A 12,486-nucleotide genomic window follows, 5' to 3' on the forward strand; every position below is an offset into this window, starting at 1 on the left:
TCTTACTGGTTGTTGTTTTTAGGGGGTGCGTATAACTTGTGAATGAGTGTTGTGGTCATTTCCTTATGGTGTTTTTATGGGAGAATGGGTACTTTCCTTGATCAATATCTTTGTTCATATTGTTTTTTTAGTTGTCAGGTGGAAGAAAAATGAGCGCGTTTAAATCCGCTATTTCAAAAGTTGTTTTGGGGTCTATCCTTTTATCCCCCGCTGTTGCACAGGCAGACGGCTGGGACGGCTGGGACGGCTGGACGGTCAATCTGGCAACTGAAAACGATATGTTTGGGTCAGAGAACGACCGTCATTACACCCATGGCACCCGTTTATCCTTTGCCCCGCCGGAAGGGGAAGTTGCGGATTGGATGCGCGATGCGGCGACCTATTTTCCGCTTTTTTCCGATCAAGGGAAGTTACGCGCAAGTTATGCCTTGGGCCAGAACCTCTATACCCCGTCGGATATCTCCATCACCGACCCGAATGAAATGGATCGTCCCTATGCGGGTTGGCTTTACGGCAGCTTTGGTCTTGTGTCCGATCTTGGGGATCGCATCGATACGTTGGAGTTGACGGTGGGGGTTGTCGGCCCCGCCTCCTTGGGGGAGCAAACCCAGAAGTATGTTCATAAGCTTGTAGATAGCCCGGACCCGAAAGGTTGGGATCATCAGCTTAAAAACGAACCCGGCATCGTTTTGACGTATGAGCGTAAGATCAGGCGTTTTTTGACGTTGGATACCGGCTTGCATGGTCTTGAAATTGATGCCACCCCCCATGCTGGTTTGTCGTTGGGGAATATTTTTACCCATGCCGAAGTCGGTACCATGTTTCGCATGGGCTGGGATTTAGATAAGGATCGTGGCGGTCCCCCGCGTATTCGCCCAAGCTTGCCGGGCAGTGATTATTATTCCAAGTCGGACGGATTTGGATGGTATCTATTTGCAGGTGTGGCCGGTCGGGCAGTTGGCAGGAACATTTTTTTGGACGGCAATAGCTTTACCAGCAGCTATGATGCTGATAAAAAGCATTTCGTTGCGGATGCTCAAGTCGGCATTGCGCTGCGGTACGATGATTTTCGTCTAGCTTATACCCAAATCATCCGCACCAAAGAATTTAAAGACCAACAAAAGCCTGATCGATACGGGGCAATTACGCTTTCCTATCAGTTCTAGGCTGAGAAGAGGGACCATGTCCGATAGATTATGGCGCATTGATTTGTCTGTTACGCCGGAACTTGCAGACGCTTACGAATATGCATTGGAAGATTTTTGCGTCGCGGTGACACAGTATCTGGACGATGACGAACTCGCTCAACGCCTGGAAGCCTACGCTGAAGTGCAGCCGGATGAAGAAGCCTTGCGCGCCTCTGTGCTTGCTGTCTCCGAACGTATGGGGGCAAGCGCCCCTGAGGTGACGATTACCGAAGTGCAAAACAAAGACTGGCTGGCAGAATATGCCCGCAAGTATCCGCCGCTGCAAATCGGTCGATACTTTATCTATGGTTCACACTTTCAAGGTCGTTTGCCCGCAGGTAAAATTGCTTTGAAGGTCGAAGCAGCAACCGCTTTTGGCACGGGCGAACATGCCTCCACCAATGGCTGTTTGCAGGCGCTGGATAAACTCTCCAAAAAATACCGCTTTAACCGTCCACTCGATATGGGCTGCGGGTCTGCGATCCTTGCCATGGCGATTGCAAAAACCTGGGGGGCCTCCGTGGTTGCCAGTGACATTGATGCACAATCGGTGGACGTCGCGCGCTTTAATGCGGAAGTCAACGGGATCGGCAGCTATATCCTGCCTGTGTGTGGTGATGGCTATCGCACCCCTTCTGTAACGCGCAATGGGCCATATGATCTGATTATGGCGAATATTCTCGCCCGTCCTTTGTCGTCTATGGCAAAAGATCTGGCGAAACATCTGCAACCCGGTGGGTTTGCCATCCTTGCCGGTTTCCTTGAGCGCGATGCCAATTGGGTCTTTGCGGCGCACCGCTGCCATGGATTGGTCCTTGTGGATCGTATCAAGGTCAATGGCTGGCAGACCTTGGTTCTACGTAAAAAATAAAGATAAAAAAACGGCGTCACTTTCAGGGAAAGGACGCCGTTTTTGTTTTTAGTGTCCGTCTTAGTTTACGTCACGGATGCTGTTAAGGAAGTCTTCGACTTCTTTGTTGAGTTTGTCTGTCGGTTCTTTCAAATCTTCCGCCGCCCAAGTGACTTGAATGGCTGTGCTATGAGATTGTGCTGCGTTTCGCGTCATGTTGACGATCCGGTCTGCCACGGCTTGGGCATCGCGGCTTACATTCTGTACGTTTGACGCGATTTCAGAGGTTGTGGCGTTCTGTTCCTCCACGCTGGAGGCAATGGAGGCTGAGATTTCGTCGATTTGATGAATGGTTGCGCTGATGTCGGCGATGGCTTCGACCGCCTCCCCTGTCGCCCCTTGGATTTTGGAGATTTGGCGCGCGATTTCATCGGTGGCGCTGGCGGTCTGATTGGCAAGGTTCTTCACCTCGCTGGCCACAACGGCAAACCCTTTACCGGCATCGCCTGCGCGCGCGGCCTCAATGGTGGCGTTGAGGGCAAGCAGGTTTGTCTGTTCCGCAATGTCTGTGATCAGGTTGACCACTTCCCCAATGCGTTGGGCGGCTTCGGCCAGGCCATTGACCTTGGTATTGGCGGCTTCGGCTTTATGGACGGCTTGGTTGGCGATATCTGTGGACAGGACCACTTGTTCGCCAATTTCACTGATGGCTTTGGACAGTTCATGCGTGGCGGCGGCAACCGCATCTGCATTGGTGGTCGTGCGCTCTGAGGCTTCGGCGACTTCCATAGATTGACTGGTGTCACTGTCTGAGCTGGCGTTTCCATCGGAATTTGTGATGGACAGAATATCTGACGTTTTATCTGCAAGGGTATGAATAACGGAGGAAACGGAGCTTTCCAGATGATCGGCAAGACAGTGCATCTGTTGGCGATTGGCTTCTTCCTGTTCTTTTCGGCTGGCTTCCTGCGAATTGCGCATATTTTCCATCTCGACCAGATTGTCTTTAAAGACAGAGAGTGCGCTTGCCATTTCGCCCACTTCATCGGTGCGACCTTCGGCGGGGATGATCACATCCAATTGACCGCCTGCCAATGTCTGCATGGCGCGGGTGATGTTGCGCACAGGTCGGGAAATGCTGGTGGCGATTATAATGGCGATGACGAAGGTTCCGACCAGAACGGCGATCACGATGGCCGCATTCAGGGAGACCATTTTATCAATCGCTTTCAACGCCATGGCAAAATTGTCATCCGCAGAGGCTTTCCAATTGACGACCTGATTGCCGATCGTGGTGTTGAACTGGGTGAAAAGGTCATCGACCTCAAACATAAAGACAGCCGCCATGGAGGCATCTTCGGCGGCACTTTCCAGGACATCTGCAGCTGCTTTGGTGTAAATGCCTGAAAGTTCGACGATTTTATCGACCGCCTTTTGTTCTTCTTCATCAAAATTATAGGTTTTGGTAAAGGTATTAATCTGCGCCGTCATCGCTTCAAGTTTTTGGGCGATGGTTTGACGTTGCTCGGCTTGGGTGGCTTCCTCACTCAAGCCGGTGCTGGCCCATGCGATCATCCGCAGCATGCTGCCGTTGATGTCACCAAGGCTATGTTGCAGGTCCATGGAAGCGACAACTTTGGCCGTGTTTTGATTAAACAACTCGTCCATTGTCGTGCGAATGGTCTGGATGCCGGAATAGGAAAGCCAGGATAAAAAAATCAGTGAAATCGTGAAAATAACAGGAGAAACGAGTAGTTTCTTTGTAATACTCCAGTTTTTCATGGTGGAAGCCTCATCTGCAGATATACGTATTTTATTTTATTTTGACTCTATCTCCGGTTTAGAATGACTACAAGGCGCACATTGTAAGGAATTGTAATCCGCGCTTAATCTTTTCGAAAAATGTGCTGTTTATTGACATATGCCAGCAGGCGTCCTAGGTTGCGCAGGTTTTTACTTTCATCAGATATATAAAAGATGACACGTCCCCTCAGTCTCGCCCTTGCCCAGCTTAATCCGACCGTTGGCGCCATTGAAAAGAATATGGAGCTTTTGTCGCGGGCTTATCAAAAAGCACAATCTGCTCAGGCCGATTTATTGGTCACGGCAGAATTATTGACCACAGGCTATCCACCGGAAGATCTGGTGTTGAAACCGGCTTTTCAGGAAGCGGTGGAAGACGCGGTTCATAGGTTTGCACAAACCACTAAAGGGTCTGAAACCGGTGTGTTGTTGGGGACGCCCTGGCGGGTCGACGAACGTCTCTATAACGCAGCGGTCCTGATTTTTGACGGGGATGTGCAGGATGTGGTCCTGAAACGCCATCTGCCCAACTATGGTGTGTTTGACGAACTGCGTGTCTTTAGCGCCGGTCGGGAAAATCACTGTGTTTCCTTTAAAGGTCATACTTTAGGGGTCATGATCTGTGAGGATATGTGGTTTGAAGATGTGGCGGCAGACCTCAAGTTTTTAAATGCGGAAATGTTGATCACGCTCAATGGCTCCCCCTTTGAAGCGGATAAACCCTCCACCCGTTATGACCTCGCGCGTGAACGTGTGGCCGAAACCGGTGTGCCGTTGGTGTACGTTAATCAGGTTGGCGGGCAGGATGAACTGGTCTTTGACGGGGCATCCTTCGTGATGAATGAAAAAGGCGAATGCGTCTGCTTGCTACGTCATTGGGTGGAAGATATCGAAGTCGTCACCTTTAAAGATGGTGTGATCACGGGCCCGCAGGAAGAAGATAGCGAGGGGCTGGAGGCGCTTTATCAGGCGATGGTTCTGGGCTTGCGCGATTATGTTAACAAAAACGGATTTCCCGGTGTGGTCTTGGGCCTGTCGGGGGGAATCGACAGCGCTTTGTCGGCAGCGGTGGCTGTGGATGCCTTAGGGGCTGATCGGGTTCATTGTGTGATGATGCCATCGCCCTACACGTCGCAAGAAAGTCTGGATGACGGGGCAGGCTGCGCCGATCTGTTGGGGGTTAAATACGAAAGTGTCTCCATCGAACCGGTGATGCAGGCTTATGACCAGATGCTTTCGCCGCTGTTTACAGGTCGTAAAGCCGATATTACGGAAGAGAATATTCAGTCACGCGCGCGCGGGCTGTTGTTGATGGCGCTGTCCAACAAGTTTGGTCACATGCTGCTGACAACCGGCAATAAGTCTGAAATGTCGGTGGGATACGCCACCATTTATGGGGATATGTGCGGCGGTTATTCTGTCCTCAAAGACGTCTATAAAATGACGGTCTTTGCCTTATGCAAATGGCGCAACGATCATAAGCCAGTGGGCTGCCTTGGGCCGGATGGTCCGGTGATGCCGGAAAATGTGATTTCCAAACCCCCAACGGCAGAGCTGCGCCCGGGGCAAAAAGACGAAGACAGTCTGCCCCCTTACCAAATTCTGGACGATATACTAGAATGTCTGGTCGAGAAAGAATACTCCTTGGATGATGTTGTGGCTTGCGGTCACGACGCAGCGGTGGTACGCCGTATCTGGAGATTGCTTGATCGTGCAGAATATAAACGTCGTCAGGCACCTCCCGGTGTTAAATTAACGTCGCGTGCTTTTGGCCGCGATCGCCGATATCCTCTAACCAATGGTTTTACGAGTCTAATATGACCTTGAAAGTTCGCTTCGCACCTTCACCGACCGGCCATCTTCATGTGGGCAACGCCCGTATGGCCTTGATTAACTATCTCTATGCGCGCAATGCAAACGGGACGTTTTTGCTGCGTGTGGACGATACCGACCAGGAACGCTCCAAGCCGGAATATGAGCAGGGGATCAAAGATGCGCTGACATGGCTGGGTCTTAAGTGGGATGAAGAAGAACATCAGTCCGCCCGTATGGCTCGCTACGAAGAAGTTTTCGAAGACCTTAAAGGGAAGGGCTTTGTCTATGATTGCTACGAGACACCGGAAGAACTGGATTATATGCGCAAACGTCTGCGCTCACGCGGCAAACCGCCGATTTATGACCGTTCTGCCCTTGATTTGTCCGATGCCGATAAAGAAAAACTAAAAGCAGAAGGTCGTCAGGCCCACTGGCGCTTTAAATTGCCGGATGGGGACATTGAATGGTGTGATCTGGTCCAAGGCGACAAAAAATTTGTGGCTGCCAACTTGGCGGACCCTGTGATCCGTCGTGCCGATGGCACGTTCCTGTACATGATGCCGTCTGCGATTGATGATATCGATATGGCTGTAACCCACGTGATGCGCGGGGAAGACCATGTGTCCAACACGGCTGTGCAGATTGCGATGTTTAAAGTGTTGAATGACGGCAAGTTCCCGGAATTTGCGCACTTACCGCTGCTGTCCGGTACGGAAGGGGAGAAACTCTCCAAACGTATTGGCTCGCTGTCTCTGGCGGATTTGCAGGAAGATGGTCTGGAAGCGATGGCAATCAACAGCCTGCTTGCGCACTTGGGAACGTCTGAAAATATCGAAGCCACAAACGATCTGGACGCTTTGGTGAAGTCTTTTGACATCACAAGCTTTGGTCGCGGCACCCCAAAATTCGATTCCAAAGAACTGGACCGTCTGAACGCCAAATTGATCCACGATATGGATTGGGCGACAGCGTCTGCCCGTCTGGATATCGAGGGGGCGGATGAAACGTTCTGGGAAGCGGTACGCCCCAACCTGTCACGCTTGAAAGATGCCCAAGACTGGGCAGCGATCGTGTATGGTAAAGTGACACCGGTGATCGAAGATGCGGACTTTGCAAAAGAAGCAATGGGCCTGTTGCCAGAGGGTGATTGGGATCAGGACACGTGGCAAAACTGGACCAACGCGGTCAAAGAAGCCACAGGCCGTAAAGGCAAGCAACTGTTTATGCCCCTGCGTCAAGCCCTGACTGGTATGGACCACGGGCCGGAACTGAAAGTTCTGTTGCCATTGCTGGGCCGTGAAAAAGTAGAAGCGCGCCTGAGTGGTGACGCTGCCTAATAAAAAGATGCCCCTACCGTAATGGTGGGGGCGTTTTTTACGTTAGGTGCTGCGGAAAGAAAAAACACACATTCGGTATAAGTGAAAAATGACCTTACATATCTACAATACACTCACTCGTAAAAAAGAAGCTTTTAAGCCGATCGACCCGCAACATGTTGGCATGTATGTCTGTGGTCCGACGGTTTATGATTTTGCCCATATTGGCAATGCGCGTCCGGTGATCGTGTTTGATGTGATGTGTCGACTGTTACAAACACTCTATCCGAAAGTCACTTACGTTCGTAACATCACGGACGTGGACGATAAAATTAACGCCAAGGCCAAAGAAACCGGCGAAGATATCCGCACGATTACAGAGCGCACAGCGGCGATGTTTCATGAGGATATGGCAGCCCTGAACGCCAAAGCCCCGTCCATCGAACCACGCGCAACCGAACATATCGCCGAGATGATCGAGATGATTGAACGTCTGATCGAGTATGGTCATGCCTATGCGGCGGACGGTCATGTGTTGTTCCATGTCCCCAGCATGCCGAATTATGGCGAGCTGTCACGTCGCAAGATGGAAGACATGATCGCAGGCGCGCGTGTGGAAGTGGCGTCTTACAAAAAAGATCCGGCAGATTTCGTGCTTTGGAAACCATCTGAAGACGATGTACCGGGATGGGACAGCCCGTGGGGCCGTGGCCGTCCGGGCTGGCACATCGAATGTTCCGCCATGAGCCGCAAATATCTGGGCGATACGTTTGATATCCATGGCGGCGGGCATGATCTGGTCTTCCCACATCATGAAAATGAGATCGCGCAAAGCTGCTGTGCCAATAAAACAGACAAATTTGCCAACTACTGGATGCACAACGGGCATCTGATGGTGGAAGGTGAGAAAATGTCCAAGTCTTTGGGTAACTTCTTCACCGTTCATGAATTGTTGGAAGAAGTACCGGGTGAAGCGCTGCGTTTTTATATGCTCTCATCACAATATCGCTCTCCCTTCGATTTTACCAAAGACGGGGTACGCGAGGCAAAAGCTACGCTGGATCGTTTTTATACGGCTTTACGTCAGCATAAAGATGTGGTCGCGGCAGATGTGGCCGCCCCTGATGCCTTTATGGAGGCATTGAAGGATGATCTGAACACGCCGCTTGCCATCTCTGTGATGCATGAGTGTTTGTCGGCTTTCAACAAAGACCCGTCGGCGCACAACAAAGGGGTGTTGATGGCCTGTGCCAATTTGCTCGGCATTTTGGAACAAGACATTGAAGGCTGGTTTACAGGCGCAGGTGACCAAGGTGCTGGTGGTGTCGATGGTGCCGCTGTTCAAGCATTGATTGATGAGCGCGCGACGGCTAAACTAAATAAAGATTTTGCCACCGCAGACCGTATCCGGGACGAGCTGGATGCTATGGGCGTTGTTTTAGAAGATGGCGCTGGCGGTACAAGCTGGAAGCTGAAATAGGATGAAGGAGGGGAGAATGAAGAAAGTCGTTTTTAGTGTTCTTTGCGCTCTCCTCCTGTCTTTTTCGTCTGTGAGTTACGCCGAAGATTTACGGATCGGTGTTGGCCTGTCAAAACCCCCCTATGTGATTCAGGAAACCAATAGTGGGGTTGAACTGGATATCGTGCGCCGTGCCCTTGAGATTGCGGGCTATACGATGAAGCCACACTATATGCCGCTTTTACGCATCCCTCACGAATTGAACGGCGGATCCCTTGATGGCGGGATGCATATCCGTGCCCATTTGCTGATCGACGGCTTTTTTTCAGAGGAAGTGATTTTTTATCGCAATTATGCGATTACGCTTGATGAAAAAGACCTGAGAATTGACGGCTTTAGGGATTTGGAAGGGAAAACGATTATTTCCTTCCAGAATGCACGCAAGTTTTTGGGGGAACAGTTTGCCAATGCGGTGAAAACCAGTAAAAATTATGCGGAAATCGCCAATCAGGAACTTCAGGTACGTATGTTGGCGGCAGGTCGGGCGCAGGTCGCTGTGGGTGATTTTCGGATTTTTCTACACTTCGCTCAAAAGTTTGAAGAAAAATTTGGCGTGCCTTTGAAGCTGCGTTTCCATGCTTTGTTTCAGCCGACACCGTACCGTACAGCCTTTCGCAGCAGACAGGTACGGGACGATTTCGACAAAGGCTTACGCCAATTGCGTGAGAGTGGCGAGTATGAAGCGATTATGGATAAGTACATCAAGCTGGATGATCTGAAGACGCTTGATCAATCTATGCCTAAAAGTGAACCCAAGGCGGAAGATTGATCCGCCTTTTTTAAAAGAAAAAATCTCTAATCCGTGTATAGTGCCGTCATATTTCCGTTTAGGGGTGTGTTCTGTTGCGCTTATCACTTTCTATTTTTTTGATGTTGACCTTGATGATGCTGTCGTCAGCTGCCTTGGCGCAGTCTGAGCCGCAGGATGAGCGCCCAACACAACAGGTTGATGAGAAACCGTGGCGCAAAAAAACGGATAAGGACGGGGAGAAAACCCGCCAAAAGTCCGTACGGGCGACACAGAAAACCTACGCATCCATGGCCCGCGCCCTGTTGGGGGACCCGCATTGGAGTGAACGGTTCTGGCGATTGTTGGAAGATGAAACGCCCAAGATTGCCATTCATCCTTTTAAGGCCGAAGATTTGCCCATCCCGTTGCCTGAGGCACAAGCCTATGTGGAGGGACTGAGTACGGCGTTGGTCGCCCAGTCCAAAGGACGCTATGCCATCGTCGGGCGTCAGGAATTGGGGGCTGTTGTTGATGAAATTCACCAGATTGGGACGAGAACCGAGAGCGTGAACCCCTTGGGGGAGTTGATGGATCGGGCGCGTTCGGACTTATTGGCGGTGGGGCATCTGGCATTGCAAAAAGACTGGGTTGTTCTGTCCTATAAGCTTGTGGAGACGGAAAGTGGGCGCATTGTTTCCACAGCCCAAGGCCGCTTTAAACGTTCGCAAGGGGAGGTCGCGGCAAATGTGACCGGATTGTCCCTGAAGGGGGCGGCAGTGCAGGCCGCCCGCAAATTGTTGCGCGATGCGTCCAAGCTGGATCATGTGATGGTACAAGGGCTGCGTTATCAGACCAGCGGTGTGCATACGGCGTTCGGGCGTTATTTTATGGAAATGCTGAGTGATGAGTTTCGTAAAGTTGCTGCGTCCGGTCCGCGCAATATCAATAATCTTTCCCTTTCTGATTTTGTGGTGGAAGAGGAACGGTTTCGAGGCCTTAAACTGGCAAGAAGTCAAACGCTGGAAGAAAATCAACTTGGATTAGACGCAGGGCGCTATTTGATCAAAGGGACGTATTGGGTGTTGGCGGACCATATAGAAATTCGCCTGACCCTTTTTCAGACAGGGGGGGCATCGGTATCTTGGCGGGGGAGAGTGTTGCGAAGCGAAATTCCTGAAGATTTAACTTTGGTGCCGCCGCCTGCACCGATCGAGGAAGCTGACAGTCGCCCCTTGGGGCCGATTGACCTTTATCTGTCCAGCAACAAGGGAGAGAACCCGCAATATAAAGTGGGGGAAGAAATGACCTTGATGGTGCGCGCAGGCGAAGAGGCGCATCTGGCGTGTTATTATGTACAGGCCGATGGCGCGATTTTTCGCATCTTCCCTAACCGATTTATGACGGCAGATAAGCTGTCTGGCGGATTTGTGCAGCATATACCGGCCGCAGGGATGCCGTTTGCTTTTGAGTTTGCCCCGCCGCGTGGGGTGGAAGCGGTTAAATGTTATGCGACGGATAGGGATGTATCCAGCCGGATTATCCCACAGACCGTTAAGGCTGCGTTTGAGCCGTTGCCGCAAAAAAATGAACGCGAACTGACCAAACTCTACCGCAGCCTTAGCGATGTGACATTAAGTGAAGCGTCCTTGATTGTGACGGTTCATTGATTAATCGTCGTAAGACACCAACGTGTCAAACGGGACGTCGCCGAGTTTATCGCGTCCCTTCAGGAAGTTAAGTTCAATGATGCAAGCGGTGCCGACCACATCTGCGCCTGCTTGTTTAAATAGATTGATCGCGGCTTCCATGGTGCCGTCTGTTGCCAGCAGATCGTCAAGGATGACCACGCGCTGTCCCGGCTGGACGCAATCTTTCTGGATCTCAACCGTGTTGGAGCCATATTCCAGATCGTAGGCATAAGACATGGTTTCACCGGGCAATTTGCCCTGTTTGCGAACCATGGTGAAACCTAGACCGAGTTTCAGGGCCAGCGGGGCGGCAACCAGAAAACCACGGGCATCTAGCCCTGCAAGAATGTCAGGTTGATGGCGGCTGACGATTTTTGCCAAGCGGCCCATGGCAACCTGCCACGCGTCCGGTTGTGCCAGCAATGTTGAAATATCGTAAAAGAGAATCCCCGGTTTCGGGAAATCAGGAATACCGCGGATATGGTCTTTTAAGTCCATTGTGTCTGCCCTTATTGTCAAAAATATTACTCCCATCATAAGCAGCAAGTCTTCGGGATAAAAGTCGTTTTTTATTTCGGAAAAGAAAACGTATGTTTCACTATGATAATTTTTGAAACAAGTGTTGCAAAAAGGATCGAAGCATGAGATGAGTGTTTCAGAGGGAAAGGTGCTCTGATGGATTTTGATCAACTAAAAGACCGCATGACGTCACAGTTTGAAGAAATGAGCCCGCAAGTGCAGGCGGCCGCACGTTATGTGCTGGATAACGTCGAAGATGTGGCGTTGATGTCTATGCGTCAGTTAGCAAAAGAAGCAGATGTGCACCCAACCACTATGGTCCGCCTGGCCCAAGCCGTCGGGTTTGAAGGGTTTAACGATCTAAAGGACGTTTTTCAGACCCGCTTACGCGCGGCACCGGATGATCTGGTGGGCCGTGCACGTGGGCTGCAGGGCAAAAAAAACAGTACCCTTAAGCTTCTGGAAGAGATCGAACAGAACGCCCATAACAATATTTATCAAAGCATCCATGGGTCCGGCGCCGCAAAACTGGAAAAGGCGGCTGATTTTCTATTGTCTGCCAAGCGTGTGTTTATTATGGGCTTGCGGATTTCATATCCGGTGGCTTTTTCGTTTTCTTATGCGTACGGCATGTTTCGATCCAACGCGCAGCTGGTGGATGGACAGGCCGGCACGACAGCCGATAGTTTGCGCGGGATTGGGGAGGGTGATGTGTTGTTGGCCATTTCCGTCTCCCCCTTTAGTCGCGATACCGTGCGTGCGGTGCGCTATGCCCGCAGCCGTGGCGCGGGCATTTTAACCATTACAGATAGTGAAATTACGCCCATGAATGGGGATAGAACCCTCAATCTGGTCGCGCGTAATGAATCGATGACCTTCTTTCCGTCCATAACCGCAAGCACGGCATTGGTGGAAAGTTTGATTGCCATCATGATCGCAAAAGGAGGGGAAGACCTTCTGGATGTGGTGGCAGAAAGCAGAGCCCAGCTTGATGAGTTTGAGGCTTATTGGGAAGTCCAATCCCAAACACCCCCTCTCTTATTTTCTGACAAGGATTAG

10 protein-coding genes are annotated in these 12,486 nt (G+C 51.0%); 8 read left to right on the forward strand and 2 right to left on the reverse strand.

Annotation, left to right across the window (positions count from 1 at the left end):
- Positions 1–149 precede the first annotated feature (149 nt).
- Both Q397_RS0108900 and Q397_RS0108905 read left to right on the forward strand, forming a co-directional pair.
- Complete coding sequence (locus tag Q397_RS0108900) at positions 150–1,166, forward strand: lipid A deacylase LpxR family protein (RefSeq protein ID WP_028879123.1); 1,017 nt, start codon at positions 150–152, stop codon at positions 1,164–1,166.
- A gap of 16 nt (positions 1,167–1,182) precedes the next feature.
- Complete coding sequence (locus Q397_RS0108905) at positions 1,183–2,058, forward strand: 50S ribosomal protein L11 methyltransferase (protein ID WP_028879124.1); 876 nt, start codon at positions 1,183–1,185, stop codon at positions 2,056–2,058.
- 60 nt (positions 2,059–2,118) lie between these two features.
- On the opposite strand, the gene Q397_RS21755 is transcribed toward Q397_RS0108905, so the two are convergent.
- Positions 2,119–3,819: a methyl-accepting chemotaxis protein gene (locus Q397_RS21755; protein WP_051609863.1), complete on the reverse strand. Its 1,701-nt coding sequence runs from the start codon at positions 3,817–3,819 to the stop codon at positions 2,119–2,121.
- Positions 3,820–4,014: 195 nt separating this feature from the next.
- On the opposite strand from Q397_RS21755, the gene Q397_RS0108915 reads away from it, so the two are divergent.
- The 5 genes from Q397_RS0108915 to Q397_RS0108935 all read left to right on the forward strand — a co-directional run bounded on the left by Q397_RS0108915 (position 4,015) and on the right by Q397_RS0108935 (position 10,887).
- The gene (locus Q397_RS0108915; protein ID WP_028879125.1) at positions 4,015–5,661 is read left to right on the forward strand and encodes an NAD+ synthase; all 1,647 of its coding nucleotides are present in this window, start codon (positions 4,015–4,017) and stop codon (positions 5,659–5,661) included.
- Positions 5,658–6,992, forward strand: coding sequence for a glutamate--tRNA ligase (gene gltX / locus Q397_RS0108920; RefSeq protein ID WP_028879126.1), 1,335 nt, complete (start codon positions 5,658–5,660; stop codon positions 6,990–6,992). Before Q397_RS0108915 ends, gltX begins: the two co-directional genes overlap by 4 nt.
- Positions 6,993–7,080: 88 nt before the next feature.
- The gene (gene cysS / locus Q397_RS0108925) at positions 7,081–8,451 is read left to right on the forward strand and encodes a cysteine--tRNA ligase (protein ID WP_028879127.1); all 1,371 of its coding nucleotides are present in this window, start codon (positions 7,081–7,083) and stop codon (positions 8,449–8,451) included.
- A 16-nt stretch (positions 8,452–8,467) separates the two neighbouring features.
- The gene (locus Q397_RS21760; RefSeq protein WP_051609864.1) at positions 8,468–9,259 is read left to right on the forward strand and encodes a substrate-binding periplasmic protein; all 792 of its coding nucleotides are present in this window, start codon (positions 8,468–8,470) and stop codon (positions 9,257–9,259) included.
- A gap of 74 nt (positions 9,260–9,333) precedes the next feature.
- Positions 9,334–10,887 carry a DUF4384 domain-containing protein gene (locus Q397_RS0108935; protein ID WP_028879128.1) on the forward strand — a complete coding sequence of 518 codons (1,554 nt, stop codon included), beginning with the start codon at positions 9,334–9,336 and terminating at the stop codon, positions 10,885–10,887.
- Here the strand turns inward: Q397_RS0108935 and Q397_RS0108940 are convergent, their stop codons facing one another.
- Positions 10,888–11,406 (reverse strand): adenine phosphoribosyltransferase, encoded by a 519-nt coding sequence (locus tag Q397_RS0108940; RefSeq protein WP_028879129.1) that lies wholly within the window; start codon positions 11,404–11,406, stop codon positions 10,888–10,890.
- A gap of 177 nt (positions 11,407–11,583) precedes the next feature.
- Here Q397_RS0108940 and Q397_RS0108945 point away from each other — a divergent pair, with 177 nt between their 5' ends.
- On the forward strand, positions 11,584–12,486 hold the full coding sequence (locus Q397_RS0108945) for a MurR/RpiR family transcriptional regulator (protein WP_028879130.1): 903 nt from the start codon (positions 11,584–11,586) through the stop codon (positions 12,484–12,486).

It is taken from the genome of Terasakiella pusilla DSM 6293 (assembly GCF_000688235.1).
Taxonomy (GTDB): Bacteria; Pseudomonadota; Alphaproteobacteria; order Rhodospirillales; family Terasakiellaceae; genus Terasakiella; species Terasakiella pusilla.

Bases quoted from the DNA above. Each gene is read 5' to 3' on its own strand.
- Q397_RS0108900 (WP_028879123.1), top strand. From the start codon at position 150: ATGAGCGCGTTTAAATCCGCTATTTCAAAAGTTGTTTTGGGGTCTATC.
- Q397_RS0108905 (WP_028879124.1), top strand. From the start codon at position 1,183: ATGTCCGATAGATTATGGCGCATTGATTTGTCTGTTACGCCGGAACTT.
- Q397_RS21755 (WP_051609863.1), bottom strand. From the start codon at position 3,819: ATGAAAAACTGGAGTATTACAAAGAAACTACTCGTTTCTCCTGTTATT.
- Q397_RS0108915 (WP_028879125.1), top strand. From the start codon at position 4,015: ATGACACGTCCCCTCAGTCTCGCCCTTGCCCAGCTTAATCCGACCGTT.
- gltX (WP_028879126.1), top strand. From the start codon at position 5,658: ATGACCTTGAAAGTTCGCTTCGCACCTTCACCGACCGGCCATCTTCAT.
- cysS (WP_028879127.1), top strand. From the start codon at position 7,081: ATGACCTTACATATCTACAATACACTCACTCGTAAAAAAGAAGCTTTT.
- Q397_RS21760 (WP_051609864.1), top strand. From the start codon at position 8,468: ATGAAGAAAGTCGTTTTTAGTGTTCTTTGCGCTCTCCTCCTGTCTTTT.
- Q397_RS0108940 (WP_028879129.1), bottom strand. From the start codon at position 11,406: ATGGACTTAAAAGACCATATCCGCGGTATTCCTGATTTCCCGAAACCG.
- Q397_RS0108945 (WP_028879130.1), top strand. From the start codon at position 11,584: ATGGATTTTGATCAACTAAAAGACCGCATGACGTCACAGTTTGAAGAA.